This is a genomic window from Geodermatophilus sp. SYSU D01105, assembly GCF_054050095.1.
This window is the reverse complement of the sequence record NZ_JBJGYR010000034.1, coordinates 19,486-45,347: the sequence shown is the minus strand read 5'-3', so window position 1 is coordinate 45,347 and position 25,862 is coordinate 19,486. Positions and strand designations below refer to the sequence as shown.

Annotated in this window: 25 protein-coding genes; 15 read left to right on the top strand and 10 right to left on the bottom strand. The window is 74.3% G+C overall.

Going from position 1 to position 25,862, the window contains the following annotated elements; all coding sequences use genetic code 11:
* The first annotated feature begins 354 nt into the window (after positions 1–354).
* From glyA to folP, 7 genes are all read left to right on the top strand, one after another.
* A complete protein-coding gene (gene glyA / locus ACI79I_RS22880) occupies positions 355–1,680 on the top strand; it encodes a serine hydroxymethyltransferase (protein WP_456994619.1) in 1,326 nt (441 codons plus the stop codon).
* Positions 1,677–2,909: a sarcosine oxidase subunit beta family protein gene (locus ACI79I_RS22875; RefSeq protein ID WP_456994618.1), complete on the top strand. Its 1,233-nt coding sequence runs from the start codon at positions 1,677–1,679 to the stop codon at positions 2,907–2,909. The genes glyA and ACI79I_RS22875 overlap by 4 nt, the downstream gene beginning before the upstream one ends.
* 17 nt (positions 2,910–2,926) lie before the next feature.
* The gene (locus ACI79I_RS22870) at positions 2,927–3,241 is read left to right on the top strand and encodes a sarcosine oxidase subunit delta (RefSeq protein WP_456994617.1); all 315 of its coding nucleotides are present in this window, start codon (positions 2,927–2,929) and stop codon (positions 3,239–3,241) included.
* Positions 3,238–6,108, top strand: coding sequence for a 2Fe-2S iron-sulfur cluster-binding protein (locus tag ACI79I_RS22865; protein WP_456994616.1), 2,871 nt, complete (start codon positions 3,238–3,240; stop codon positions 6,106–6,108). The genes ACI79I_RS22870 and ACI79I_RS22865 overlap by 4 nt, the downstream gene beginning before the upstream one ends.
* The gene (locus ACI79I_RS22860; protein ID WP_456994615.1) at positions 6,101–6,691 is read left to right on the top strand and encodes a sarcosine oxidase subunit gamma; all 591 of its coding nucleotides are present in this window, start codon (positions 6,101–6,103) and stop codon (positions 6,689–6,691) included. The genes ACI79I_RS22865 and ACI79I_RS22860 overlap by 8 nt, the downstream gene beginning before the upstream one ends.
* A gap of 94 nt (positions 6,692–6,785) precedes the next feature.
* A complete protein-coding gene (locus tag ACI79I_RS22855; protein ID WP_456994614.1) occupies positions 6,786–9,254 on the top strand; it encodes a GcvT family protein in 2,469 nt (822 codons plus the stop codon).
* An 84-nt stretch (positions 9,255–9,338) separates the two neighbouring features.
* Positions 9,339–10,220, top strand: a complete 882-nt coding sequence (gene folP / locus ACI79I_RS22850) for a dihydropteroate synthase (protein ID WP_456994613.1) — start codon at positions 9,339–9,341, stop codon at positions 10,218–10,220.
* 9 nt (positions 10,221–10,229) lie between these two features.
* On the opposite strand, the gene ACI79I_RS22845 is transcribed toward folP, so the two are convergent.
* A complete protein-coding gene (locus ACI79I_RS22845; protein ID WP_456994612.1) occupies positions 10,230–10,898 on the bottom strand; it encodes a GntR family transcriptional regulator in 669 nt (222 codons plus the stop codon).
* Positions 10,899–11,038: 140 nt separating this feature from the next.
* On the opposite strand from ACI79I_RS22845, the gene ACI79I_RS22840 reads away from it, so the two are divergent.
* Entirely contained in the window at positions 11,039–12,412 is a 1,374-nt protein-coding gene (locus tag ACI79I_RS22840; protein WP_456994611.1) for an L-serine ammonia-lyase, read from the top strand.
* A gap of 10 nt (positions 12,413–12,422) precedes the next feature.
* Positions 12,423–13,271, top strand: coding sequence for a formyltetrahydrofolate deformylase (purU, locus tag ACI79I_RS22835; RefSeq protein ID WP_456994610.1), 849 nt, complete (start codon positions 12,423–12,425; stop codon positions 13,269–13,271).
* Between the two features lie 135 nt (positions 13,272–13,406).
* Here the strand turns inward: purU and ACI79I_RS22830 are convergent, their stop codons facing one another.
* Together ACI79I_RS22830 and sigJ are read right to left on the bottom strand one after the other, a co-directional pair.
* Positions 13,407–13,751 carry a hypothetical protein gene (locus ACI79I_RS22830; protein WP_456994609.1) on the bottom strand — a complete coding sequence of 115 codons (345 nt, stop codon included), beginning with the start codon at positions 13,749–13,751 and terminating at the stop codon, positions 13,407–13,409.
* Between the two features lie 90 nt (positions 13,752–13,841).
* Positions 13,842–14,777 (bottom strand): RNA polymerase sigma factor SigJ, encoded by a 936-nt coding sequence (gene sigJ / locus ACI79I_RS22825; RefSeq protein WP_456994608.1) that lies wholly within the window; start codon positions 14,775–14,777, stop codon positions 13,842–13,844.
* A gap of 148 nt (positions 14,778–14,925) precedes the next feature.
* Between sigJ and wrbA the strand changes: the two genes are divergently transcribed.
* Both wrbA and ACI79I_RS22815 read left to right on the top strand, forming a co-directional pair.
* The gene (gene wrbA / locus ACI79I_RS22820) at positions 14,926–15,534 is read left to right on the top strand and encodes an NAD(P)H:quinone oxidoreductase (protein WP_456994607.1); all 609 of its coding nucleotides are present in this window, start codon (positions 14,926–14,928) and stop codon (positions 15,532–15,534) included.
* A gap of 70 nt (positions 15,535–15,604) precedes the next feature.
* Positions 15,605–16,495, top strand: a complete 891-nt coding sequence (locus tag ACI79I_RS22815) for an MOSC domain-containing protein (RefSeq protein WP_456994606.1) — start codon at positions 15,605–15,607, stop codon at positions 16,493–16,495.
* A gap of 25 nt (positions 16,496–16,520) precedes the next feature.
* Here ACI79I_RS22815 and ACI79I_RS22810 read toward each other — a convergent pair whose 3' ends face one another.
* From ACI79I_RS22810 to ACI79I_RS22800, 3 genes are all read right to left on the bottom strand, one after another.
* Positions 16,521–17,138 (bottom strand): nuclear transport factor 2 family protein, encoded by a 618-nt coding sequence (locus tag ACI79I_RS22810; protein ID WP_456994605.1) that lies wholly within the window; start codon positions 17,136–17,138, stop codon positions 16,521–16,523.
* Between the two features lie 54 nt (positions 17,139–17,192).
* A complete protein-coding gene (locus ACI79I_RS22805; RefSeq protein WP_456994604.1) occupies positions 17,193–17,444 on the bottom strand; it encodes a hypothetical protein in 252 nt (83 codons plus the stop codon).
* A 120-nt stretch (positions 17,445–17,564) separates the two neighbouring features.
* The gene (locus ACI79I_RS22800; RefSeq protein ID WP_456994603.1) at positions 17,565–18,248 is read right to left on the bottom strand and encodes an NRDE family protein; all 684 of its coding nucleotides are present in this window, start codon (positions 18,246–18,248) and stop codon (positions 17,565–17,567) included.
* A gap of 337 nt (positions 18,249–18,585) precedes the next feature.
* On the opposite strand from ACI79I_RS22800, the gene ACI79I_RS22795 reads away from it, so the two are divergent.
* Positions 18,586–19,983 (top strand): hypothetical protein, encoded by a 1,398-nt coding sequence (locus ACI79I_RS22795; RefSeq protein WP_456994602.1) that lies wholly within the window; start codon positions 18,586–18,588, stop codon positions 19,981–19,983.
* A 57-nt stretch (positions 19,984–20,040) separates the two neighbouring features.
* Here the strand turns inward: ACI79I_RS22795 and ACI79I_RS22790 are convergent, their stop codons facing one another.
* From ACI79I_RS22790 to ACI79I_RS22775, 4 genes are all read right to left on the bottom strand, one after another.
* Complete coding sequence (locus ACI79I_RS22790; RefSeq protein ID WP_456994601.1) at positions 20,041–20,505, bottom strand: MarR family winged helix-turn-helix transcriptional regulator; 465 nt, start codon at positions 20,503–20,505, stop codon at positions 20,041–20,043.
* Between the two features lie 57 nt (positions 20,506–20,562).
* Positions 20,563–20,859: an antibiotic biosynthesis monooxygenase family protein gene (locus ACI79I_RS22785; protein ID WP_456994600.1), complete on the bottom strand. Its 297-nt coding sequence runs from the start codon at positions 20,857–20,859 to the stop codon at positions 20,563–20,565.
* Between the two features lie 27 nt (positions 20,860–20,886).
* A complete protein-coding gene (locus ACI79I_RS22780) occupies positions 20,887–22,551 on the bottom strand; it encodes an amidohydrolase (protein WP_456994599.1) in 1,665 nt (554 codons plus the stop codon).
* A 126-nt stretch (positions 22,552–22,677) separates the two neighbouring features.
* Positions 22,678–23,568, bottom strand: a complete 891-nt coding sequence (locus ACI79I_RS22775; protein ID WP_456994598.1) for a diguanylate cyclase domain-containing protein — start codon at positions 23,566–23,568, stop codon at positions 22,678–22,680.
* A gap of 200 nt (positions 23,569–23,768) precedes the next feature.
* Between ACI79I_RS22775 and ACI79I_RS22770 the strand changes: the two genes are divergently transcribed.
* Genes ACI79I_RS22770 through ACI79I_RS22760 form a run of 3 tightly spaced genes read left to right on the top strand, consistent with a single transcriptional unit; the run spans position 23,769 to position 25,599 of the window.
* On the top strand, positions 23,769–24,713 hold the full coding sequence (locus tag ACI79I_RS22770) for a quinone oxidoreductase family protein (protein ID WP_456994597.1): 945 nt from the start codon (positions 23,769–23,771) through the stop codon (positions 24,711–24,713).
* Between the two features lie 56 nt (positions 24,714–24,769).
* The gene (locus ACI79I_RS22765) at positions 24,770–25,174 is read left to right on the top strand and encodes a RidA family protein (protein WP_456994596.1); all 405 of its coding nucleotides are present in this window, start codon (positions 24,770–24,772) and stop codon (positions 25,172–25,174) included.
* A complete protein-coding gene (locus tag ACI79I_RS22760) occupies positions 25,171–25,599 on the top strand; it encodes an SRPBCC family protein (RefSeq protein WP_456994595.1) in 429 nt (142 codons plus the stop codon). Before ACI79I_RS22765 ends, ACI79I_RS22760 begins: the two co-directional genes overlap by 4 nt.
* The last annotated feature ends 263 nt before the right edge of the window (positions 25,600–25,862 follow it).

The window sequence follows — 25,862 nt, the reverse complement described above, 5'->3', positions numbered from 1 at the left end:
TTGATCCCGCCCTCGCGGTAGTGCAGGTCGGTGTGGCAGACCCCGCACGCCTGGATGTCGACGACCGCCTCACCCGGGCCGGGGTCGGGCACGATGATCGTCTCGACGGTGACCGGAGCACCCTTGCCGCGGGCGACGACGCCCCTCACCTGGTGGGCCATGGTGATCTCCTCTCGTGGGGGTGTGCGGACGGGGCGCAGCGGCCTGTCTGAAGGGCCCGCCGCGGGCCGGTGCGCGGTGCGGCAGCGAGGTCCTCCCGCGGCACCCCTTGACCCTGTCCCGCGCCAACCCTACGGTGTTGCACGACTGATATACCAGTCTTAGTCACTGTTTCATGACAGAAGGGACTGCGGCATGGTCCTCCAGGTTGACCGGGCCCCTGTGGCCCCCGTCGCGGACCGCGTGCTCGACCGGTCGCTGGCCGACACCGACCCGGAGGTGTCCGCCGCGATCTCCGCCGAGCTGACCCGGCAGCAGACCACGCTGGAGATGATCGCCAGCGAGAACTCCGCGCCGGTGGCCGTCATGCAGGCCCAGGGTTCGGTGTTGACCAACAAGTACGCCGAGGGCTACCCGGGTCGGCGCTACTACGGCGGCTGCGAGCACGTCGACGTCGTGGAGCAGCTGGCCATCGACCGGCTCAAGGCGCTGTTCGGCGCCGAGTACGCCAACGTGCAGCCGCACTCGGGCGCGCAGGCCAACGCCGCGGCGATGTCGGCCCTGCTGGAGCCCGGCGACACCATCCTGGGGCTCGACCTGGCCCACGGGGGTCACCTGACCCACGGGATGAAGCTCAACTTCTCCGGCAAGCTCTACGACGTCGCCGCCTACCACGTGGGCCGTGAGGACCACCGGGTCGACATGGCCGAGGTGGAGGAGCTGGCGCGGGAACGGCGGCCCAAGCTCATCGTCGCCGGCTGGTCGGCCTACCCCCGCCACCTGGACTTCCCCGAGTTCCGCCGGATCGCCGACGAGGTCGGGGCCCACCTGATGGTGGACATGGCGCACTTCGCCGGACTCGTCGCCGCCGGGCTGCACCCCTCGCCGGTGCCGCACGCGCACGTGGTCACCTCCACCACTCACAAGACCCTGGGCGGACCGCGCGGTGGGGTCATCCTGGCCACCGCGGACCTGGCGAAGAAGTTCAACTCGTCGGTCTTCCCGGGCCAGCAGGGGGGACCCCTGGAGCACGTGATCGCCGCCAAGGCGGTGGCCTTCAAGCTGGCCGGGGAGCCGGCCTTCCGCGAGCGCCAGGAGCGCACCCTCGCCGGCGCCAGGATCCTGGCCGACCGGTTGCTGGCCGCCGACTCCCGCGCGGCGGGCATCGACGTGGTCAGTGGCGGGACCGACGTCCACCTCGTCCTGGTGGACCTGCGGGAGTCGGCGCTCGACGGCCGGCAGGCCGAGGACCGGCTGCACTCGATCGGCATCACCGTCAACCGCAACGCCGTGCCCTTCGACCCGCGCCCGCCGATGGTCAGCTCCGGGGTGCGCATCGGTACGCCTGCGCTGGCCGCGCGTGGCTTCGACCTCGACGACTTCGCCGAGGTGTCCGACGTGATCGCGGCCGCGCTGCGGCCCACGGCGGCCGACGAGGAGCTCGCCGGACTCCGCGCGCGGGTGACCCGGCTGGCCGCCCGGCACCCGCTCTACCCCGACCTGACGGAGGACCTGCGATGAGCCCCCGCACGCCCGGCGCGGACCTGCCGGAGCACCCGGACGCCCTGTGGCGCGACGCCGAGCCGAAGCGCTCCTACGACGTGGTGATCGTCGGCGGCGGCGGGCACGGCCTGGCCACCGCGCACTACCTCGCCAAGAACCACGGCATCACCGACGTCGCGGTGCTGGAGAAGGGCTGGCTGGCCGGAGGCAACATGGCCCGCAACACCACGATCATCCGGTCCAACTACCTGTGGGACGAGAGCTCGGCCATCTACGAGCACGCGCTGAAGCTGTGGGAGGGGCTCGAGGAGGACCTCGGCTACCCGATCCTGTTCAGCCAGCGCGGCGTGCTCAACCTCGCCCACACGCTGCAGGACGTCCGCGACAGCGTGCGCAGGGTCGAGGCCAACAAGCTCAACGGCGTCGACGCCGAGTGGCTGGAGCCCGACGAGGTCCGCAAGATCTGCCCGGTCGTCAACACGTCGACCGACATCCGCTACCCCGTCCTGGGGGCGACGTACCAGCCGCGGGCCGGCATCGCCAAGCACGACTACGTGGCCTGGGGCTTCGCCCGCCGGGCCGACGAGGCCGGCATCGACCTCATCCAGGACTGCGAGGTCACGGGGTTCGTCACCGACGGCAACCGGGTCACCGGGGTGCAGACCACCCGCGGCACCATCGGCGCCGGCCGGGTCGCCCTGTGCGCGGCCGGCCACACCTCCGTGCTCACCGATCTGCTCGGCATCCGCGTGCCGGTGCAGAGCCACCCGCTGCAGGCGCTGGTCTCCGAACTGCTCGAGCCGGTGCACCCGACCGTGGTCATGTCCAACGCCGTGCACGTGTACGTCTCCCAGGCGCACAAGGGCGAGCTGGTCATGGGCGCCGGTGTCGACTCCTACAACGGCTACGGCCAGCGCGGCGCCTTCCACGTCATCGAGCGTCAGATGGCCGCCGCCGTCGAACTGTTCCCGGTGTTCGCGCGGGCGCACCTGTTGCGCACGTGGGGCGGCATCGTCGACGTCAGCCCCGACGCCTCGCCGATCGTGGGCCGCACGCCCTACGACAACCTCTACCTCAACTGCGGCTGGGGCACCGGTGGCTTCAAGGCCACGCCCGGCATCGGCTGGGCCCTCGCGCACACCATCGCCCACGACGAGCCCCACCCGTCCGTGGCGCCCTTCACCCTCGACCGCTTCGTCACCGGCGCGCTCGTCGACGAGCACGGCGCGGCCGCCGTGGCCCACTGAGACCCGGGGAGTCCTCCGTGCAACTCATCGCATGCCCGTGGTGCGGCCCCCGCGAGGAGGTCGAGTTCTCCTACGGCGGCCAGGCCCACGTCGCCTACCCGGACGACCCCGGGGCCCTCTCCGACGAGGAGTGGGCGCACTACGTCTTCTTCCGCGAGAACCCCAGGGGCCGCTTCGCCGAGCGCTGGAACCACAGTGCCGGCTGCCGCCGCTGGTTCAACGCGATCCGGGACACCGCCACCTACCGCTTCGAGCGCGTCTACCGCCTCGACGACCCCAAGCCGGGCGTGACCGAGCTCGCGCGGTCGCGCGAGGAGAGGACAGCCCCGTGACGAGCACCTCCCGCACGGCCGAGGGCGGCCGCATCGACCGCGCCACCCTCCTCGAGTTCACCTTCGACGGGCAGGCCCTCACCGGCCACCCCGGTGACACCCTGGCCTCGGCGCTGCTCGCCAACGGCCGGCACCAGGTCGCCACCAGCATCAAGCTGGGCCGGCCCCGCGGCATCGCCGCGGCCTGGGCCGAGGACCCGGGCGGCCTCGTGCAGGTCGAGGAGCCCTTCCCCGAGCCGATGCTGCTGGCCAGCACGCTGGAGCTGTACGACGGGCTGGTCGCCCACGGGCTGCCGGGGCAGGGCCGCCTCGCCGACGTCCCCGACTCCGCCCGCTACGACGCGGTCCACTCCCACGTCGACGTGCTGGTCGTCGGCGCCGGTCCCACGGGGCTGGCCGCCGCACTCACCGCTGCCCGCGCCGGGGCCCGCGTCGCGCTCGTGGACGAGCAGTCCGAGGCCGGCGGCTCCCTGCTGTCTGGCACCGATCGGCTCGACGGCGCCCCGGCGCCGGACTGGGTCGCCGCGGCGGTCGCCGAGCTGGCCGGCTCCCCGGAGGTGCTGCACCTGCAGCGCACCACCGCCTTCGGCAGCTACGACGACGGCTTCGTCCTGGCCCTCGAGCGCCGGACCGACCACCTCGGCACGGCCGCGCCCAAGCACCTGTCCCGCCAGCGGGTGTGGCGGTTCCGAGCCCGCTCGGTCGTCGTCGCGACGGGGGCGCACGAGCGCCCGGTCGTCTTCGCCGACAACGACCGTCCGGGCACCATGCTCGCCGGTGCCGCCCGGACGTTCCTGAACCGCTACGGCGTGCTGCCCGGCCGCGAGGCGGTCGTCTTCACCACCAACGACAGCGCCTACGACGCCGCGCTCGACCTGTCCCGCGCGGGCGTGCGGGTGCAGGCGGTCGTCGACGCCCGGCCGGAGGGCTCGCCGCGCCGGCGCGAGGAGTGCGAGCAGGCAGGCATCCGCGTCCTGTCCGGTGCCGTCGTGACCGGCACGCAGGGCGTCGACCGGGTCACGCACGCCCTCGTCGCCCCGTTCGCGGACGGCGAGGTCGGCGCCGCCAGCGCGATCGGCTGCGACCTGCTCCTGGTCAGCGGGGGCTGGAACCCCGCGGTGCACCTGTTCAGCCAGTCCCGCGGCCGGCTTCGCTACGACGAGACGCTGGGGGCCTTCCTGCCCGGTGAGGAGCTCGAGGGCCTGTCGGTCGCCGGCTCCGCCGCGGGCGTGCTCGACCTGGCCGGGTGCCTCGCCGACGGGCAGCGCGTGGCCCGAGCGGCGCTGTCGGCCCTGGGGATCGAGCCGGCGGGCGAGGACCGGCTGCCCTCCGCGCCGGCGCCCGCCGCCCTCGCCGCGCCGCTGGTGCTGTGGCGGGTGCCGGACACCACCGGCGCCGAGGGGAGCACCTCCTTCGTCGACCTGCAGCGCGACGCGACGGTCGCCGACATCGTCCGCGCGGTCGGCGCCGGCCTGCGCTCGATCGAGCACGTCAAGCGGTACACGACGATCGGGACGGCGCATGACCAGGGCAGGACCTCGGGCGTCCTCACCTCGGGGATCGTCGCCGAGCTGCTCGGCGTCCCGGTGCAGGACACCGGGACGACGACGTTCCGGCCGCCCTACACCCCGGTCGCCTTCGCCGCGCTGGCCGGCCGGGACCGCGGTCGGCTCTTCGACCCCGAGCGGGTCACCGCCCTGCACGACTGGCACGCAGCGGCGGGGGCGGTCTTCGAGGACGTCGGACAGTGGAAGCGGCCCCGCTACTACCCGCAGCCCGGGGAGGACATGGAGGCCGCCGTCCTCCGGGAGTGCGCTGCGGCCCGGACCGGCGTCGGGATCCTCGACGGCTCCACCCTCGGCAAGATCGACGTCCAGGGCCCGGACGCCGCCGTCCTCCTGGACCGGCTCTACACCAACCTGATGAGCAGCCTGAAGGTCGGCTCGGTCCGCTACGGCGTCATGTGCGGCGTCGACGGCATGGTCATCGACGACGGCACCGTGCTGCGCCTGGCCGAGGACCGCTTCCTCGTCCTCACCACCACCGGCGGCGCGGCGAAGGTCCTCGACTGGATGGAGGAGTGGGCCCAGACCGAGTGGCCGGACCTGCGGGTCCACTGCACCTCGGTCACCGAGCAGTGGGTCACCTTCCCCGTCGTCGGTCCCCGCTCCCGCGACGTCGTCGGCGCCGTGTTCCCCGGCGTGGACGTCACCAACGAGGCCTTCCCGTTCATGACCTGGCGGGACACCACCCTCGAGGGCGTGCCCGTCCGGCTGGCGCGGATCAGCTTCTCCGGCGAGCTGGCCTTCGAGGTCTACGTCAACCCCTGGTACGCGGTCGCGGTGTGGGAGCGGCTGCTCGAGGCCGGCCGCCCGTACGGCATCACGCCCTACGGCACGGAGACCATGCACGTCCTCCGCGCCGAGAAGGGCTACCCGATCATCGGGCAGGACACCGACGGCACGGTCACCCCGCACGACCTCGGCATGGCCTGGGCGGTGTCGAAGAAGAAGCCGGACTTCGTCGGCAAGCGGAGCTTCTCGCGGCAGGCCAACGCCGACCCGCTGCGCAAGCAGCTGGTCGGGCTGCTGCCCCTGGACCGGCAGACCGTGCTGCCGGAGGGCTCGCAGATCGTCGAGTTCCGCGCCGACGGCCAGCTGCCACCGCCGCCGGTCCCGATGCTCGGCCACGTCACCTCCAGCTACCGCAGCGCCGAGCTCGAGCGCCCGTTCGCCCTCGCCCTGGTCAAGGGCGGCCGGGAGCGCATCGGCCAGACCGTCCACGTCCCCGTCAACGGCACCCTCGTCCCGGTCGAGGTCACCGGCTCGGTGCTGGTCGATCCGGAAGGAGCCCGTCGCGATGGCTGAGCTGCTGCGCACGCACCCGCTCGAGGCGTGGAGCAGCGCCTTCGAGCGCCTGCCCGACACCGTCGGCATCGCCGCCGAACCGTTCGTCGCGATGGTCGACGTCCGGCTCGGCACCGTCGGCGCCGAGGCGGCGGCGGCGCTGGGCGTCGACCTGCCGACGGCTCCCAACACCTGGGTGCCGACCGGTACCGGGCGCGCCGTCTGGCTCGGCCCCGACGAGTGGCTGCTCACCAGCACCACCGAGTCCCCGGAGGACCTCGAGGCCCGGGTCCGCGCCGCCGTCCGGCCGCTCGGTGGGTCCGCGACCGACGTCTCCGCGCAGCGGATCGGCCTCCGGCTGACCGGTGCCCGGGTGCGCGACGTCCTGGCCAAGGGCTGCTCGATCGACCTGCACCCGCGGGTGTTCGGCCGGGGGAGCAGCGCGCAGACCACGCTGGGCCAGGCGGGCGTCGTCCTGCTGGGCCTGTCCGACACCGGCGACGACCTCGTCGTCCTCGTCCGTTCGTCCTTCGCCGGCTACCTCGCCGACTGGCTGCTCGACGCGGCCCTCGAGTTCACGACCACCCCCACCCACGACCGCTGATGAAGGACCCCTCTGCCCCCCCGCCCCTCACAGGCTCGCGGCGGGACCCTGCAGAGGGGCCGACCGTGATCTTCTAGCAGTCAGGAGCAGAGCAATGTCCAGCACCCCTCGTGTGGTCATCATCGGAGCGGGGATCGTCGGCGCCAACCTGGCCGACGAGCTGACCGCCCGTGGCTGGGACCGCGTCACCGTGGTCGACCAGGGGCCCCTCCCGCTGACCGGGGGGTCCACGTCGCACGCGCCCGGGCTGGTCTTCCAGACCAACCCCTCCAAGACGATGACCGCCTTCGCGAGCTACACCGTCGAGAAGCTGCTGAGCATCGACGTCGACGGCGCCTGGTGCTTCAACCAGGTCGGCGGCCTCGAGGTGGCCACCACGCCGGAGCGGCTCGCCGACCTGCACCGCAAGCAGGGCTGGGCCACCTCCTGGGGTGTCGAGGCGCAGGTGGTCGACGTCGACGAGTGCGTGCGTCTGCACCCCCTGGTCGACCGTGACCGGATCCTCGGCGGCCTGCACATCCCCTCCGACGGCCTGGCCAAGGCGTCCCGGGCGGTCGTCGCCCTGGCCCGCCGCGCCGAGGCGCGGGGCGCCCGCTTCCAGGGCTCGACCCGGGTGACCGGCATCGAGGAGGCCGGCGGCCGGGTCACCGGCGTCCGCACCCCGGACGGCGTCATCCCCGCCGACCTCGTCGTCTCCTGCGCCGGTTTCTGGGGCCAGGAGCTCGGCGCCATGGTCGGGATGGACGTCCCCCTGCTCCCGCTGGCCCACCAGTTCGTCTGGACCGGCCAGGTGCCCGACCTCGTCGGCCGCAACGACGAGCTCAGCGAGGCGAGCTTGCCCATCCTGCGTCACCAGGACCAGGACCTCTACTACCGGGAGCGCGCCGACCGCCTCGGGATCGGCTCCTACGCCCACCGGCCGATGCCCGTGGACCTGCGCGAGCTGCCCCAGGGCGACGGCGTCCGGGAGTCGTCGATGCCCTCCATGCTGCCCTTCACCGAGGAGGACTTCGCGCCGGCCTGGGAGCAGAGCCAGCTGCTGCTGCCCTCGCTGCGCTCGTCGAAGATCGACAACGGCTTCAACGGGGTCTTCTCGTTCACGCCGGACGGCGGCCCGCTGATCGGGGAGTCGCGGGACGTGGCCGGCTTCTGGATCGCCGAGGCGGTCTGGGTGACCCACTCGGCCGGGGTGGCCCGCTCGGTGGCCCAGCTCCTCGTCGACGGCCGCAGCGAGGTCGACCTGCACGGCTGCGACGTGCACCGCTTCGAGGACGTCCAGCTCGCGCCGGAGTACGTCAGGGAGACCTCGCAGCAGAACTTCGTCGAGGTCTACGACGTGGTCCACCCGCTGCAGCCGCGGCTGTCCCCGCGCGACCTGCGGGTCAGCCCCTTCCACGCGCGGCAGCAGGAACTCGGCGCGGTCTTCCTCGAGGCCGCCGGCTGGGAGCGGCCGCACTGGTACGAGGCCAACGCCGCCCTGGTGGACGAGCTGCCCGCGGAGTGGGTGCCGCCGGAGCGCGACGCGTGGGCCGGGCAGTTCTGGTCCCCGATCGCGGCGGCCGAGGCGTGGCGGACCCGCACCGCCGTGGCCCTGTACGACATGACGCCGCTCAAGCGGCTCGAGGTCAGCGGCCCCGGGGCCCTCGACCTCCTGCAGCGGCTGACGACGGGCGAGATGGACAAGTCGGTCGGGTCGGTGACCTACACGCTGGCCCTCGACGAGGCCGGCGGCATCCGCAGCGACCTCACCGTCGCCCGGCTGGGCGAGCAGCTGTTCCAGATCGGGGCCAACGGTCCGCTCGACCTCGACCACCTCCTCCGCGAGGCGCCGGACGACGGCAGCGTGCAGGTCCGCGACGTCACCGGCGGCACCTGCTGCATCGGCCTGTGGGGCCCGCGGGCCCGCGACCTGGTGCAGCGGGTCAGCGCCGACGACTTCACCAACGACGGGCTGAGGTACTTCCGCGCCAAGCGCGCCCGGATCGGCGGCGTGCCGGTGACGGCGATGCGGCTGTCCTACGTCGGCGAGCTCGGCTGGGAGATCTACACCAGCGCCGACAACGGCCGGCGGCTGTGGGACGTGCTGTGGCGCGCCGGCCAGGACCTCGGCGTCATCGCCGCGGGCCGAGCCGCCTTCAACAGCCTCCGGCTGGAGAAGGGCTACCGCGCCTGGGGTCACGACATGACCACCGAGCACGACCCCTACGAGGCCGGTCTCGGCTTCGCCGTCCGCAGGCAGAAGGCGGCCGACTTCGTCGGGAGAGAGGCCCTCGCCGGGAAGGGGGAGGACACGGTGGACCGCCGGCTGTCCTGCCTGACGATCGACGACGGGCGCAGCGTCGTCCTCGGCCACGAGCCGGTCCTCGTCGACGGCCGTCCGGCCGGATACGTGACCAGCGCGGCCTTCGGGCACACCGTCGGCCGGCCGGTCGCCTACGCCTGGCTGCCGGCCTCGGCGACCGTCGGGACGAGGGTCGAGATCGAGTACTTCGGCACCCGCATCCCCGCCACCGTCGCCGCCGAACCGCTCGTCGACCCCGAGATGACCCGGATCCGAGGCTGAGGTGCCGGTGGACCGCCGCGGCCGTCCCCGCGCTCCTGCAGCACACGGTCGCCTCCGCGCGCGGTCGGTGGGTCGGAGGACCCGATGACGGGCACGGCGGTGGCGGCCCCCACGATCGCGGGCAGCGGCCACTCGACCCACCCCCTCAACCGGGTCCTCCGCGCCGGCCGGCCCCTGGTCTGCGGCATCCTCAACGTCACGCCTGACTCCTTCTCCGACGGGGGGCTGTTCGACGACCTCGAACGGGCCGTCGAGCACGGCCGCCGGCTGGCGGCCGAGGGCGCCGACCTCATCGACGTCGGCGGCGAGTCGACCCGGCCGGGGTCGCGTCCGCCGACCCTCGCCGAGGAGCTCGACCGCGTCGTCCCGGTGGTCGAGGCCCTCACGCGGCAGGTCCCCGTGCCGCTGTCGGTGGACACCTCCCGGCCGGAGGTGATGAGAGCGGCGGTGGCCGCCGGCGCGAGCATGGTCAACGACGTCCGAGCGCTCCGGCGGCCGGGTGCCCTGGAGGCCGCGGCGCGGCTGGGCGTACCGGTGTGCCTCATGCACATGCAGCGCTCGCCGGAGACCATGCAGGCGGACCCGCGCTACCGGGACGTCGTCCCCGAGGTGCGCGCCTTCCTCGCCGCCCGCATCGCTGCCTGTCTCGACGCCGGCGTCCGCCCCGAGCACGTCGTGGTCGACCCGGGGTTCGGGTTCGGCAAGACGCTGGCGCACAACGTCGCGCTGCTCGCGTCGCTCGACGCGTTCACCGGCCTGGGGGTGCCGGTCATGGTGGGGCTGTCCCGCAAGTCGGTGCTCGGCCAGCTGACCGGACGGAGCGTGGGGGACCGGCTGCCCGGCTCACTGGCCGCGGCGCTCGTCGCGGTCCAGCGCGGAGCGTCCGTGCTGCGCGTGCACGACGTCGCGGCCACGCGCGACGTCCTGGCGGTCCTGGACGCCGTCGACGCGGCCTGCCGGCCCTGAGGGGGTCCCCTAGATCACCTCGCGGATCGTCCTCTCGAAGCCGAGGACGTGCTCGCGGGCGAGGTCGTCGGCCCGGTCGGCGTCGCCGGCGGCGATCGCCCGCAGCAGCTCCACGTGTTCCCGGACGTGCACGTCGACCGTGGGGAGCCGATCGAGGAACAGGCAGAAGATCCGCGTCGCCAGGTTGTCGTAGCGGATCAAGACGTCCTCCAGGTGCGGGTTCCCCGCGGCCCGGTAGATCGCCCGGTGCACGGCGAGGTCCCAGCGCATGAGCTCGGTCCGGTCGACCCGGGTGACGTCGAGCTGCTCGATGTGCGCGGCCAGCTCCTCGAGGTCCGGCTGCGCCGTCCGGGGAGCGCGTTCGGCGGCCCGGCGGGCGGCCAGCGGCTCCAGCTGGGCGCGGATGTCGGAGATGTGCGCCAGGTCGGAGATGTCCATGCCCGTGGCGAACGTGCCGCGCCGCGGGTAGGACACCACGAGCCGGTCGCCCTCCAGCCGCTTGAGCGCCTCGCGGACCGGTGTCCGGCCCACGCCCAGGTCCTTGGCCAGCTCGTCGTCGTCGATCGGGTCGCCCGGACGGATGTCGAGCATGATCAGCCGGTCCCTGATCGCCACGTAGGCCCTGTCCGCCAGGGACGTGGCGGCCGACGGGTCGAGGTCCAGGGGAGCGAGGGTCACCAACAGATCGTACGGGTTGGTGGCCAACAGGTCTTGCCTCGTCAGAGGGATCGACATACCGTCACCATACATCTGATATACCAATCGTGTACCTCGTTCGCCGTTGGCGTGCGACCCGGCAGCGGGAGAGGGAGGCACCGGTGACCATCAGCGCCTTCGACCTGTTCACGGTGGGCATCGGCCCGTCCAGCTCCCACACCGTCGGGCCCATGCGGGCCGCCGCTTGCTTCGTCACGCGACTGTCCGAGGAGGGGCTGCTCGGGCAGGTGGCCGGCGTCCGGTGCGAGCTGTTCGGCTCGCTCGGTGCGACCGGGCGCGGCCACGGCAGCGTCCCGGCCGTCGTCCTCGGCCTGGAGGGGGAGCAGCCCGACGTCGTCGACCCGCTCGCGGCCCGGCCGCGGGTCGAGGCCATCCGCCGGGAGGGCGAGCTGCGACTGGCCGGCGAGCACCCGATCGCCTTCTCGGTGGACGACGACGTCGTGCTCCACCGGCGCAGACGGCTGCAGTTCCACAGCAATGGGATGCTCTTCACGGCGCTCGACCCCGACGGTGCCGAACTGCGCCGCCGCAAGTACTACTCGGTGGGCGGCGGCTTCGTCCTCGACGAGGACGAGGCCGGCACCCCGGTGGTCGTCGAGGACCCCACGCCGGTGCGCCACCCCTTCCGCACCGGCGAGGAGTTGCTGGCCCGCACCCGCGAGACCGGGCTGCGGATCAGCGACGTGATGCTGGCCAACGAGCTCGCGTGGCGCAGCGAGGCCGAGGTCCGCGCCGGCCTGCTGCACATCTGGTCGGTGATGCAGGAGTGCGTGGAGCGCGGCACCCGGACCACCGGCGTCCTGCCCGGCGGGCTGAGGGTCCGCCGGCGCGCGGCCGCTCTGCACGCCCAGCTGGCGAGCCACCCGGACGAGGGCGACCCGCTGCGCGCCATGGAGTGGGTGACCCTCTACGCCCTGGCGGTCAACGAGGAGAACGCCGCCGGCGGGCGGGTGGTCACCGCGCCGACCAACGGCGCCGCCGGCATCGTGCCCGCGGTCCTGCACTACTACCGCGACTTCGTCGACTCCTGCTCGGAGGACGGGGTGGTGCGGTTCCTGCTCACCGCTGCGGCGATCGGCCTGCTGTTCAAGGAGAACGCCTCCATCTCCGGAGCCGAGGTGGGCTGCCAGGGCGAGGTCGGGTCGGCCTGCTCAATGGCGGCCGCCGGCCTGGCCGAGGTCCTCGGGGGGACGCCGGAGCAGGTGGAGAACGCCGCCGAGATCGGCATCGAGCACAACCTCGGCCTCACCTGCGACCCGGTCGGCGGGCTGGTGCAGATCCCCTGCATCGAGCGCAACGCGGTCGGCTCGGTCAAGGCCATCACCGCGGCCCGGATGGCCGTGCGCGGGGACGGCCGGCACCACGTCCCGCTGGACAAGGCCATCAAGACGATGCGCGAGACCGGCGCGGACATGAAGGACAAGTACAAGGAGACCGCCCGTGGCGGGCTGGCGCTCAACATCGTCGAGTGCTGAGGAGGCACCCGTGTCGCACCCCTTCACCCTCACGTTGAGCTGCCAGGAGCGCCCGGGCATCGTCCACGCGGTCAGCTCGTTCCTGTTCGAGCACGGCTGCGACATCGTCGAGCACCAGCAGTTCGACGACGCCGTGCGGGGCCAGTTGTTCCTGCGGACGGCGTTCGTCTGCTCGCAGGACACCGATGCCGCCCGGCTGTCGGCGGACTTCGCGGCGGTGGCCGACGAGTTCGGGATGTCCTACCAGGTCTGCGGCGACCAGCCGCAGCGCGTGCTCGTCATGGTCTCCAAGCTCGGCCACTGCCTCAACGACCTGGTCTTCCGCTGGCGGGCCGGCAGCCTCGGCGCCGAGCTGGTCGCCGTGGTCTCCAACCACGAGGACCTGCGCCCGATGGCGGAGGCGGCAGGGCTGCCGTTCCACCACGTGCCCGTGACGCCGGGGACCAAGCGGGAGGCCGAGGAGCGGCTGCTCGAGCTGGTCGACGAGCACCGCGCCGACCTGGTCGTGCTCGCCCGGTACATGCAGGTCCTCTCCGACGAGGCCTGCGTCGCCCTCCACGGCCGGGCGATCAACATCCACCACTCGTTCCTGCCCGGCTTCAAGGGCGCCAAGCCCTACCACCAGGCCTTCGACCGCGGCGTGAAGCTGGTCGGCGCGACCGCCCACTACGTGACCCCCGACCTCGACGAGGGGCCGATCATCGAGCAGGAGGTCATCCGCATCGACCACACCTACGACCCGCGCGCCCTGGCCACGGTGGGCCAGGACGCCGAGGCCCTGGCGCTGTCCCGGGCGGTGCGCTGGCACGGCGAGCGGCGGGTGCTGCTCAACGGCTCCAGCACGGTCGTCTTCCGGTGAACCGGCCGCTGGGCGTCTGACGCCGACCGCGAGCGGGCGGTGCCCGGAGTCGGTCACACCGCCCTGGGTGGCGTCACGGTCGCGATGAGGTGCGAGACCGCCCCGGCTCGGGTCCGGTCGGGCCGGACCGCAGGGTCACCCGGGGGCGTCGGCTCCGTCCGGGCCGCGCCCCTCGCTCTCCGGCCGCGGTCCCGAGGCCCGGGTGTCGCCGCGTTCGAGACGCTGACGGATCGCCGCGACGTTGAGCGCCAGGTCCTCGAGCGCCTCGACCGCGCGCGTGGCGAGCGCGAACGTGAGGTTCTCGCGTTGCTGCTCGGCGCTGGGCTCGCGGCCGCCCTGGGTGAGCTCGGAGCCCTCCCGCGGACGACGCGTCGCCTCCGCCCACGGGTCGTCGTCGCTGCGCGGACCGCCGAAGAGTTCGCGCAGCATCCGCTGCGCCAGCTCGAGGAACTCGCCGGGGTCGGGCCGGTCGGTCGCCATGGTCCCCTCCGCTCGTGTCACGCACGTCCCACGGAGCGGGGCCGGCCGTCCGCAGCGACGCGACCAACCTACGACCGCATCGCCGGCTCGTCAGCCCGTCCGCCACGGCCGGAGCTTGTGGGGGTTGCGCACCGCCCAGATGTGCTGCACGTAGCCACCCGCGACGTCGAACGCCAGCACGGCCACGGTCGCACCGTGCTCCTGGACGACGAGACCGGCCTGACCGTTGACCGTCCGCTCCAGCACGCTCAGGCCGGGTGACCGCTCCAGGATGCCGACGAGGAGGCGCGCGGTGTCCGCGGCGCCTCGGATCGGACGGAGCGCGGCGCTGACGACGCCACCGCCGTCGGCGATCGTCGTGGCACCGGGATCGAGGAGACCGACGAGGGCGTCGATGTCCTTGGCCTCCCACGCGTCCTTGAAGCGCCGGACGACCTCGGCCTGCTGGGTCGCCGGGGTCGCGGCGACCCGCGCTGCGCGGGTGCGGCGGCGAGCCGACGAGGCCAACTGACGGCATGCCGCCGGCGTGCGGCCGACGATCTCGGCCACGTCGGCGAAGGGGTAGCCGAAGACGTCGTGCAGGACGAGGGTGACGCGCTCGGCCGGGGTCATCGACTCGAGCACGACCAGGAAGGCCATGGTGATCGACTCGTCGAGGGTGACGCGGTCGGCCGGGTCGACCGAGGTGGCCACTGGGCGCCCGGCCATCCACTCGGTGCGGTCGGGCACCGGCTCGGGGATCCACTCGCCGACGTAGCGCTCCCGCCGGGCCCGTGCCGAACCGAGCAGGTCCAGGCAGGCGCGACTGGTCACCGTCGTCAGCCAGGCGCCGGGGGACTCGATGGCGTCCTGCTGGTGCCGGGACATGGCGTACCAGCGGGCGTAGGCCTCCTGGACGACGTCCTCCGCCTCGGCAAGGGAGCCCAGGAGCCGGTACGCGACGGCGATCAACCGGCGCCGCTCACCCAGGAGCACGCCGAGGGTCGGGTCGGACCGCTCGCCGCCCGGGCCCGCTGCGGTGGTCATGGTGCCGAGACCTCCCGTCGTGTCCGCCTCACCCTCCGACGACCCAGCCCTGCCGGATGTGAGGTCGCAGTCCCGCCTCACATCCGGGCGGGCTGGGTCGTCGGACCGGTGGAGGAGTTGGCAACGACCCGCGGAGGGGGATGTCGTCGTGGAACCGGTGAAGGTCGCCGTCGTCTACTACAGCGCCACAGGGACCGTCCAGGCCCTGGCACGAGCCGTCGCCGAGGGCGCGGAGAAGGCCGGTGCCGACGTGCGCCTCCGCAGGGTCGCCGAACACGCCGCACCGGAGGCGATCGGCGCCGACCCGGCCCGGGCCGCGCAGCCGGAGGGCGCCGCCGACGTGGCCCCGGCCGGCCTGGCGGACCTGGCCTGGGCCGACGCGGTGCTGCTCAGCACGCCCACCCGGTTCGGCAACCCGGCCAGCCAGCTCCTGGCGTTCCTCGACACCACCGGCAGGCTGTGGCGGGAGGGCGAGCTCGCCGACAAGGTGTACTCGGCCTTCACCGCCAGCACCACTGCCCACGGTGGGCAGGAGTCCACCCTCCTGACGCTGGGGACCGCCTTCTGTCACTGGGGCGGCATCATCGTGCCCCCGGGCTACACCGACCCCGTCCAGTTCCGGTCGGGCAACCCCTACGGCACCTCGCACGTGTCCGGGAACGGTCCACCCGACGACGTGGCCCTGGAGGCGGCCCGTCACCAGGCCCGGCGCGTCGTCGAGACCGCGGCCGCGCTCAAGGCCGGCCGCGCCGCCTGACCCGGCCGGCCCCCGGCCGCCGGACGGGACGCGAGTCGTGCCGGTGGTCGACGACGGCCATGATCGACGGGTGATCGACACCGAACTGCCGACGGCGCCGCCGGCCGACGAGCTGACCCGCGGGTTCGCCGCCTGCCTGGCCTCGGTGACCGAGGTGCCCGTGACCGAGCTGCCCCTGCCCGCCGGCGGCCTGCACGCGGCCCTCGGCGCCTGGCGGGCCTGGCTGGCCGGACACGGCTCCGGCCTGGTGCCGATCGCCGACCCCGTGCGATTCCAGTGGGCCGGGTGGTGGATCGCCGTGGTGGACGCCGCGGACGCCGGCCGGACCGGCGCACCCCAGGTCGCCGTCCTGGCCTTCGGCACGCCGCCGGGCGTCGTGCTCAGCCCGCAGGACCCCGCGCTCCTCGGCCGGGCCACCGCGGACCTGCCCCTCGCCGCCGCCTACGCGGTCGCCTCCCTCGACCCGGTGCTGCGGCCGGTGCCGGCCGTCCCCGGCCTGCACGGCACCGTCGAGGAACTGGCCGTCGCACCGGCCGCCGAGGCGCCGATGCAGCTGGTCGAGGTCGCCCGGGTCCGCGCCGGCCGGGGCCTGGACGGCGACCGGTACGCCGCCGGCGCCGGCACCTTCAGCCCCCGTGCCGACCACCGACCCGGCTACGACCTGACCCTGATGGCCGCGGAGGTCCTCGACGACCTGGCTGCGGCCGGATCCGCCGTCGACTTCGCCGCCACCCGGCGCAACGTCCTCACCCGCGGCCTGGACGTCAACGCGCTGGTCGGCCGCACCTTCCGCATCGGCGACGTGCTCTGCGAGGGCCGTCGGCTGTGCGAGCCCTGCATCCACCTGGACCGGCTCAGCGGGCCGGGCCTGCTGCGGCCGCTGATCCACCGGGGCGGCCTGCGCGTCGACGTCCTCACCGACGGGGAGATCCGGCGGGGGGCGCCGATCCGGCCCGCCTGACCCCCCGCCGAGGGGAGGCCGCGGGTCAGGCCGGCGTCCCGGGGGTCGGGGACCCGGCCAGCCACGCGGCGCCCTCCTCGTACAGACGCCGCACCGCGTCCCCGGTCAACCCGGGCAGCCCGCGCTTGACGGTGAAGCCGGCCTTGGTCTGCAGGTAGCCCAGGTACCGGTAGCCGACGGGGAAGGAGTCGAGCAGCTCGCGGTCCACGTCCAGCGTCGCGGCCGGGTCGACCACGTCGAGCCGGTCCTTCTCGTAGACGGGCTGGCGCCGGACGATCTTCCACTCGCCGTCCAGCCTGCTCAGGAAGTCGTAGAACCGGCCGGTGCACAGGACGTCGACCTCGACGCCGTCGACCTCGGCACGCTGGTTGATGGTCACCTTGGTCTGCGCGACGGCGCGGTCGCCGGTGATGTCGGCGGAGTGGCCACCGAGGAAGTGCAGGATGCTGACCCCGTTCTCGAAGCCGGTCCGGCTCACCGCGATGAACTCCCGCGCGGGGCCCTGGAACCAGGTGGCGCTCATCCAGCCCTGCTCGGGGTGCCAGACGGTGGCGAAGCGGTCCCAGTCCCCGGCGTCCCGCCAGATCGCCCAGTTCTCGACGAGTCGGCGGATCTCCTGGCGGTCCTGCTCCTCAGCGCTCATGGGCCCATCCTCGGGTCCCCGACGGCCACCTGCGACGTCGCGGAGGGGTCGGTGCTACCGGGCCACGCGCAGCGCCCGGGCGGGGGAGGTGGGGACGTCGGCCGCGGCCGAACCCCCGGGCAGCAGGACGAGCGCGGGACGGGTGCCGGCGCGGGGGCCGCCGAGCCGGACCCGGAGGGACGTGTTCGCGTAGCCGGCGGGCAGCCGGTCGCACTCGTCGCCGGCGGTCCGCGGCGCCGCGGGAGCGGCAGGGGTCTGCGCCAGGTGGACGTAGAGGATGCCGTCCGCGGGGTCGTAGATCCTCATCTCGTCCTCGCCTCCTCCCCGGACCCGCCGGCGTGGGAGCCGCGTTCTGCGGTGCGGACACCGGCGGTGTGATCCGGACGAGGACAGCGTGCACCCGGGGTACGACAGGAACCCGACCGCTCACCCGACGGCGAGGGGGTGCCACGGACCCGTCCAGGGCCGGCGGCTGTACTGCAGCTCCAGCCGGCCCGGACGGACCGCGATGAGCTCACCGAAGACGGTCGCGAACACCAGGCCGTCCCGCTCGTGGCGGACCACCAGGGCGCCCGGGTCGTCCCGTGGGGGCTCCTCCTCGACGAGCCGCCGCCAGCCGTCGGGGGAGTCGGCGTCGGTGAACAGCGGCAGGAACCGGTCGGCCTTGCGGTCCTCGGGACCACCGGAGGTGACCATCCAGGTGCCCGGCGGGTGCTCGGTCGTCGTCAGCCGCTCGCCGTCGAAGTCCCACGTGGTCAGCCGGTCCGGCGCGGCCAGGACGAGCAGGAAGCTCGCCATCCCGGCGAGGTCGACCGTGTCGAGCCAGTCGACGCCGCGCTCGGCGCCCAGCAGGGGCAGCACGCCGCGGCTCGGTGCGCCCGGGTCGGCGTCCCGCTTCTGCGGCCGGTTGAGCACCAGGGCGGTGACCCCGGTCCCGACCCGGGTCGCGCACCACGTCCCGCCCGCGACGCGGTCGCGGCCGCCGACGAGGTCGGGGTGCTCCGGCCACCACCGCCCGGGGTCGTCGAACTCCCGGGTGGTCAGCTCGTCCCGGAGGGCGAGGATCCGCACGGCCGCGCCCGGAGCCCACCGGACGACCACCGTGCACATGCCGCCGATCGTGCCAGCCGGGCGGGAGCGCGGTTCAGGGGACGCCGGACGGCCCGGGCCATCGACCGGGTGAGCAGCCCGGCCGCGGTGGCCGCGGCGGCAGCGATCGCGGTCCGGAGCAGACGGTCCTTCACGGCGGCCTCCTCGTGCGGTGGTGAGCCCGGCCCGGCGAAGGGAGTGTGGCCCCTCCTCCCGAACCGGTCGACAGGGTCCGGTGTGACGGGCGGACGGCGACCGCAGAAAAGCCAGGAAACCTGTACATCTGGCGCGGCCACTGTCAGGGTGGTCCACATCACACGGCCGAGGCCGGGCGCCGTCCCGGCGGAGTGAGGTGGACATGAGCAGGTGGGGGACCCGGCTGACGGTGGTGGCAGGTGCCGTCGCACTGGTCGGTGCCGGAGCGTCGGGAGCGGTGGCGAGCGCCGCTCCGCCGGTGCAGCCAGAGCTGCCGCCCGGGGAGTACACCGGGGTGCTGGCGAGCGGAGGGGACTGGCTGGCGCACGTGCCGCAGGAGTGGAACGGGACCGTCGTCCTGTTCGCGCACGGCTTCGGCCGGATGACCGCCCAGGACGCGCCCGACGAGGAGACCCGGCAGGCACTGCTCGAGCGGGGGTACGCCCTGGTGGGGTCGTCCTACTCCGGGCCGTCGCTGTGGGCGCTGGAGTCCGCGGTCGACGACCAGTTCGCCGCCCTGGCGGCGTTCGAGGAGCGGCTCGGCGTCGAGCCGGAGCGGACGATCGCCTTCGGCCGGTCCATGGGTGGTCTGGTCAGTGCCCGGCAGGCCGAGGACCCCCGGGGCGAGATCGACGGCGTCCTCACCACCTGCGGGATCGTGGCCGGCGCGCTCAACCTCAACAACTACCAGCTCGACGGGGTGTACGCGCTGTCCTCCCTGCTGGCGCCCGGGCAGGACATCCCGCTGGTCCGGTACGAGAGCGTGGAGCAGGCGGCGCGGGCGGCCGACGACCTCATCGCGGCGGTCACCGCGGCGCAGGGGACGCCCGAGGGCCGGGCCCGGATCGCGCTCGCCGCCGCGTACCTCAACATGGCCACCTGGACCACGGGCGAGGCCCCCGCGGACCCGGGGGACCCGGCCGCCGAGGAGGCGCAGCAGTTCGAGGCCCTCGTCGCCGGCGGCGGGCTCGAGCGGTACGTGACCGGTCGGCAGCAGATCGAGCTGGTGGCCGGCGGCAACAGCGCCTACAACGCCGGTGTCGACTACCGGGAGCTGCTCGCGAGCAGCCCACGCGCCGGCCAGGTGCGGGCGCTGTACGAGGAGGCGGGGCTGGACCTGGACGCCGACCTGGACGCCCTGACCCGGGACGCCGACATCGAGGCCGACCCGGACGCCGTGGCCGACCTGACCCGCTCGTCGATGGTGACCGGCGAGCTGGAGGTGCCGCAGCTGGCCATCCACACCGTCGCCGACGAGCTGGTGCCGGTGGAGCACGAGGACTGGTACGCCGAGCAGGTGCACCGGGCCGGCGACACCCGGCTGCTGCGCCAGGCCTACGTCGAGGGGCCCGGCCACTGCGAGTTCCGGCCGGCCGAGCACGTCGCCGCACTGCAGGCCCTCGAGGAGCGGCTCGACACCGGCCGCTGGCGGGACGTGGCCACGCCGGCGAGCCTGAACGCGGCAGCCGACGCCCTCGAGCTCGGGACCCCCGCGCGGTTCGCCGAGTTCGACCCGTCCCGGCTGGTCGGCGGCCTCGGGGAGCCCGGGCGCGACCGCTAGCCCGCGGGGGAGCGGCCGCCGGCCGGGTCGGCCGACGACCCCGGCCGGCGGCCCCCCTCAGCGGCGCGGCGAGTGGTCCAGGGCGGTGCGGCAGAGCAGGACGTAGCGGCGGAGGTCCTCGGCCTGGGCCGGGGTCAGCGGGGCGACCATCCTGGTCTCGAGGTCGCCCACGGCGTCCCGGAACCGGTCGAGGAGCTCCCGGCCGCGGTCGGTGATGCGCAGGACCCGGCGCCGCCGGTCGCCCGGGTCCGGGATCCGGGACACCAGGCCGCGCTCCTCGAGGACGGCGACCATGTCCGCGGCGCTCTGGTCGGTGACGAACGAGTTGCGGGCCAGCTCCGCGGTGCTCAGGTCCGCGGAGTGCTCCAGCACGGTCAGCGCCGTGTACTGCAGCGGGGTGATGGCGGCCGGACGGAGGACCTCGTCCAGCCGGGCGCGCACGGCCTGCTCCAGCTGCTTGACCAGGTAGAGCGTGGACGGGCGCGGCTCGTCGTCCGCGACCGGTCCGGGTGTCGTGCGCACCCCGTCATCTTGGCCCAGGACGGGCGTCCGACGTCCCCACGCGCGGTCGGGCCTGGATCAGCCCTCCGCCGCCCGCGCGTCGGCCACCACGCCGTACCACTGGGTGGTGCTCGGCTCGGCCTCGAGCTCGCTCAGCCGGGTGCGCTGGTCGAGGAAGGCGGGGTCCTCGTGCCACGCCTCCCAGTCCTCGCGGCTGCGCCAGGTGCCGACGATGACCCGCGTGTGCTCCTCGCCCTCGGGGGTGAGCAGCTGCCCGGAGACCCACCCCGGCCGGTCGTGCGCGGACTCGAACCGCTCGCGGACCGCCGCGTCCCAGTCCTGCTCCGCGCCCGCGCGCAGCCGGGTCGTCGTCACCACTGTCATCATCGCCGCGTTCCTCCCTCAGGCGGGGACCTTCTCGTGCACCACGGTGCCCGCGAAGTAGGTGCGCAGCACCTGGGTGCGGTGGATCTCGGCGACGTCGATCTGGAACAGGTCCCGGTCCAGCACGATGAGGTCCGCGCAGTAGCCGACGGCCAGGCGGCCGACCTCGTCCCCGAGGCCCATGGCAGCCGCCGGGTTGGTGGTGAACGCCGAGATCGCCTCCTCGAGCGTCAGCGCCTGACCCGGGTTGAGCGCCCCGGGGACGTCGGGGTCGGGGTTGCGTCGCGTCACCAGCGTCTGCAGCCCCGTCCAGGGGTCGGGGGTCGGGGCGGCGCAGGGCCAGTCCGACCCCGCGGCGACGACGGCACCGGCGTCCACGAGGTCGCGGACCGGCCAGCTGGCCGCGACGACCTCCTCGGGCACCTGGGCCGCGATGCTGTCCTGGATGATGCTCGGGTACCAGATGTAGGGCGACAGGTCGGCCACGACGTCGAGCGCGGCGAACCGCGGGACGTCGTCGGGGTGCACGTACTCGGTGTGCGCGATCTGCAGCCGGATCCCGGGACCGCGGGAGGCGCGCAGCCGCTCGGCCGCGTCGAGCACCCGGCGCACCGAGGCGTCCCCGGTGGCGTGCAGCTTGGCGCCCAGCCCGAGGTCGCTGCAGCGTTCGAGCTGCGCGACGAGGTCCTCCAGCGTCCAGAGGCTCTCGACGGTCTGCGGTTCCTCGCCGTGGGTGCACTTGTACGGGGACAGCAGCGCCGTCGTCCGGGTCATCGGGACGCCGTCGAGGACGACCTTGACGAAGTCCGGCCGGACCAGCTCCCCCCGCAGCGGGGCCACGGCCGTGATGAGCTCCTCGCCGACCGTGCCCTCCTCGATGAACGGCCGCACGGGCGTGGAGAGCACGACCCGGGCGGTGAGCTCCCCGGCCGCCTCGAGGGCGGCCAGTGCCCGCGCCGGGCCGGCCATGGTGGCGGCCTCCTGGGCGGCCGTGATCCCGAAGCCGTTGAGGATCCCGACGGCCGTCCTGACCGCCGTCCGCACGCGCGCCTCGAGGTCCTCCACCGAGCGGGCGAACGCGCCCTCCGCCATGCCCGAGGCCAGCTCGTGCAGGACGCCGGTGAGCCGGCCGCGGCTGTCGCGGACGTAGGAGCCGCCCTCCGGGTCGGGGGAGTCGGCCGTGACGCCCATCAGCTCCAGGGCCCGGGAGCTCACCCACCGGTTGTGCATGCTGTCGTCCCGCAGCAGCACGGGGCGGCCACCGCTGGCCTCGTCCAGCCGGGCGAGGGTGTCGGCGTCGGTGATGCCGTCCATCGTCGTGCTGCCGATGATCCCGCCGACGACCCAGGCGTCCGGGTCGAGCTCGCGGGCCCAGTCGCGGACCTTGCCGAGGATCTCCTCGACCCCGTCGGTCGGCAGCAGCGGGAGCTCGAAGGCGGCCTGGCTGCCGCCGAGGTTGAGGTGCACGTGCCCGTCGACGAGGCCCGGCATCACCATCTCGCCGGCCAGCTCGTGCACCTCGGTGTCCGGGCCCACGGCGGCGGCCACCTCCTCCGCCGTCCCGACGGCGACGATGCGGCCGCCGCGCACCGCCAGGGCCTCCGCCCAGGGCCGGGCCGGGTCCTGGGTCCACACCCGGCCGCCGGTGACCACGAGGTCCGCCGGTGTCGTCGCCTGCTCCATCGGTTCCTCCTCGTGGCCGCCGTCGGCAGGCATTCCAGCAGGCCGGACGCGCCCGTGTCACCCGTTCGGGCGGTGTCGGGCCATCGGCGGCGGCGCGTCCGGGCCATCGGCGGCGGCGCGCCCGGACTATCGCCGGCGGCGCGCCTTGACCCGGTACATGAGCAGGTCGGCGGTCGCGACGAGGTCGTCGGCCCGGGTGCCGGGCACCCCGACGGCGTAGCCGGTGCTGACCGTGACGGTGAGGCTCGAGTCCCCGACGGCGACGGGCTCGCGCATCCGGTCGGCGACGGCGTCGGCCAGCTCCTGCAGCTGCCGCTCGTCGGCGCCCGGGCGGACGACCACCAGCTCGTCACCGCCGAAGCGGGCGACCACGTCGCAGGGGCCGGCGACCTGCTGCAGCCGGCCGGTGACCTCCCTGAGGATCTGGTCGCCCACCGCGTGACCGTGCACGTCGTTGACGGTCTTGAAGTCGTCGAGATCGCAGAACAGCAGGCCGCAGCCCACACCGGTGTCGGCGTCGAGGAGGTCGGCGAGCACGTCGAAGAGGACCCCGCGGGTCCGTGCGCCGGTCAGCGTGTCCGTCATGGCGCGGGTCCGGAGGGCCTCCTCCCGGGAGCGCTCGTCGGTGACGTCGATGCCGACGGTCGCGATGGCGAACGGCGCGCCCGTCCGGTCGCGGAGGACGTTGTTCTGCATGGCGATGCGCCGGCGGGTGCCGTCGCCGGTGAGCCAGTCGCCCTCCTGTGGGTGGGCCCGGCCCTCCTCGAGGGCGGTCGTGACGGCGTGCACGGCCAGCAGCACGTGCTCGGGCACCACGTAGACGTCGCAGAAGTGACGGCCCAGGAGCTCGGCCTCCGAGCAGCCGGTGAAGCGCTGGAGCGCCGGGTTGGCGTGCAGGAGACGACCGTCCCGCCCGATGACCGCGACGAGGGCGTCGGTGACCTCGACGACGGCCCGGGAGAGGTCCGCGGCGACGTCGGCACTCGACGCGGTCGCCGTCGCGACGTGTCCGTCCATGACCCCGCTCTCCGTCCCGGTCGTGCCGTCCACACGACCCCTCCCTCCTGCGTCGACCGGCTGCGCGCCGACCTTGGGGGAGGCGGACCCGGGGGTCACCACGTCGGGTGATGGTCCTCGATCGGGCACGGCCACGCCCTGGCAGGACGCGCGCCGCGTCCCGTGGTAGGCACCTGACACGGCCGAGATGGGGAGGCGACGTGCAGGCGGTGGTCTACGAGCGCACCGGTGGACCCGAGGTGATGACGGTCCGGGACGTACCCGACCCCGAACCGCGCGACGGTCAGGTGCTGGTGGACGTCGAGGCCGTGGGCGTCAACTTCCGGGACGTCTACGAGCGCGAGGGCCGGCCGCCCTACGGCGGGGACCTGCCCGCGATCGTCGGCGTGGAGGGGGCGGGCACCGTCGTCGGCACGGGGGAGCGGGTCGCCTGGCTCGACGTCGCCGGCAGCTACGCCACCCGGGTGGCCGCCCCCCGCGACAAGCTGGTGCCGGTGCCCGACGGGGTCGCCGCGGACGTCGCCGCTGCCGTGATGCTGCAGGGCTGCACCGCCCAGTACCTGGTCGCCGACTCCTACCCGGTCGCCGAGGGCGACTGGGCGGTCGTGCACAGCGCGGCCGGCGGTGTGGGTCTGCTGCTCACGCAGATGGTGCGTGCCCGCGGCGGTCACGTGCTGGCCACGACCTCGACCGAGGAGAAGGCCGAGCAGGCGCGGGCGGCCGGGGCAGACGACGTCGTCGTCGGGTACGACGGGTTCCCCGAGCGGGTCCGCGAGCTCTCCGGGGGGCAGGGCGCGGCGGTCGTCTACGACGGCGTCGGCCGGACGACGTTCGCCGCGGGGCTGACCGCGCTGCGGCCCACGGGGCGGATGGTCCTGTACGGCGCCGCCAGCGGGCAGCCCGAGCCGCTGCAGCTGCAGCAGCTGGCCGCCCACGGGTCGCTGTACGTGCAGCGGCCGACCCTGGGGACCTACACGCGCACCCCGCAGATGCTGCGCGAGCGGGCCGGCGCCGTGCTCGACCTGGTCGCGGCCGGCCGGCTCGACGTCCACGTCGGTGACCGGTACCCGTTGGCCGACGTCCGGCGGGCGCACGAGGACCTCGAGGCCCGGCGGACCACCGGCAAGCTGCTGCTGGTGCCCTGACGTCCTCGCGCCGTTGCGGACGGGATCCGACCGGATCCGGTCCTACGGTGCCCGGCATGGACACCGTCGCGCTCATCCGGCCCCCTGGCCTGGTCGCCAGCCCGTTCTTCAGCCACGTCGCGGTGGTCCCGCCGGGGGCCACGACCGTCTACGTCGGCGGCCAGAACGCGGTCGACGCCGACGGCCGCCTGGTGGGCGGTGACGACGTCGCGGCCCAGACGACGCGGGCCGTCGCCAACGTGCAGACGGCGCTCGCCGCGGCCGGAGCCACCTTCGCCGACGTCGTCAGCTGGTCGGTGCTCATCGTCGAGGGCGCCGACCTGCAGGCCGGCGCCGCCGCGGCGAGCGCGGCCCTCGACCCGGACCGCGACCCGCCGCTGATCACCGTCGCCCGGGTCGCCGGCCTGGCCGTCCCCGGTGCCCTGGTGGAGATCTCCGTGGTCGCGGCGGTGACGCCGTGAGCGGCGACCGGGCGCCGGTGGGCCTCACCCGGGACGCCGGCTGGGAGATCGGTGTGTCCCGGACCGTCGACCTGCCCGTCGATCAGGTGTGGGCCTTCCTGACCTCTGCGGAGGGGACGCGCATCTGGCTCGGCCCCGGGGTGGAGCGTCTCGACCAGCGGGCGCAGGCCTACGAGACCGCGGACGGGACGGTGGGACAGGTGCGCAGCGTCCGTCCCGGCGACCGCATCCGGCTGACCTGGCACCCCGAGGGCTGGGACCACGACAGCACCGTCCAGGTCACCGTCACGTCGAACGGCCGGGGCGGGACGGCGGTCCGGTTCCACCAGGAGCGGCTGACCAGTGCGCAGGAGCGTGAGGAGCAGCGCGCCCACTGGCGGGCGGTCATGGCCGCTCTGGTCGATGCCCTGGAGCGCCGGGCGTAGGGGTGGGCCTGGCGCCACCGCCGTCCGACCCGCCGTCCGCACCGCCTGCTGCGACGCCAGGGCGTGCCGCCGCGACCCGGTCAGCTGCACCCACGACCTCTCGGGCCGGCCCGGCCTCGGGGCGCCCGGTGCGGCCGACGGCTACCGGCCCTCGACCCCGCTGGACCGGCTCCTGCGAGCACGGGACCGTCGCTGCGGTTCCCCGGCTGCCGCCGCCCGGTGGCCACCGGCGAACTGGACCACCGGGTCCGGTGTCCCGACGG

Excerpts from the sequence above, each read along its gene's own strand:
- glyA (WP_456994619.1), top strand. The coding sequence starts at position 355 with ATGGTCCTCCAGGTTGACCGGGCCCCTGTGGCCCCCGTCGCGGACCGC.
- ACI79I_RS22875 (WP_456994618.1), top strand. The coding sequence starts at position 1,677 with ATGAGCCCCCGCACGCCCGGCGCGGACCTGCCGGAGCACCCGGACGCC.
- ACI79I_RS22860 (WP_456994615.1), top strand. The coding sequence starts at position 6,101 with ATGGCTGAGCTGCTGCGCACGCACCCGCTCGAGGCGTGGAGCAGCGCC.
- ACI79I_RS22855 (WP_456994614.1), top strand. The coding sequence starts at position 6,786 with ATGTCCAGCACCCCTCGTGTGGTCATCATCGGAGCGGGGATCGTCGGC.
- folP (WP_456994613.1), top strand. The coding sequence starts at position 9,339 with ATGACGGGCACGGCGGTGGCGGCCCCCACGATCGCGGGCAGCGGCCAC.
- ACI79I_RS22830 (WP_456994609.1), bottom strand. The coding sequence starts at position 13,751 with ATGGCGACCGACCGGCCCGACCCCGGCGAGTTCCTCGAGCTGGCGCAG.
- sigJ (WP_456994608.1), bottom strand. The coding sequence starts at position 14,777 with ATGACCACCGCAGCGGGCCCGGGCGGCGAGCGGTCCGACCCGACCCTC.
- ACI79I_RS22810 (WP_456994605.1), bottom strand. The coding sequence starts at position 17,138 with ATGAGCGCTGAGGAGCAGGACCGCCAGGAGATCCGCCGACTCGTCGAG.
- ACI79I_RS22805 (WP_456994604.1), bottom strand. The coding sequence starts at position 17,444 with ATGAGGATCTACGACCCCGCGGACGGCATCCTCTACGTCCACCTGGCG.
- ACI79I_RS22800 (WP_456994603.1), bottom strand. The coding sequence starts at position 18,248 with ATGTGCACGGTGGTCGTCCGGTGGGCTCCGGGCGCGGCCGTGCGGATC.
- ACI79I_RS22795 (WP_456994602.1), top strand. The coding sequence starts at position 18,586 with ATGAGCAGGTGGGGGACCCGGCTGACGGTGGTGGCAGGTGCCGTCGCA.
- ACI79I_RS22780 (WP_456994599.1), bottom strand. The coding sequence starts at position 22,551 with ATGGAGCAGGCGACGACACCGGCGGACCTCGTGGTCACCGGCGGCCGG.
- ACI79I_RS22775 (WP_456994598.1), bottom strand. The coding sequence starts at position 23,568 with ATGGACGGACACGTCGCGACGGCGACCGCGTCGAGTGCCGACGTCGCC.
- ACI79I_RS22765 (WP_456994596.1), top strand. The coding sequence starts at position 24,770 with ATGGACACCGTCGCGCTCATCCGGCCCCCTGGCCTGGTCGCCAGCCCG.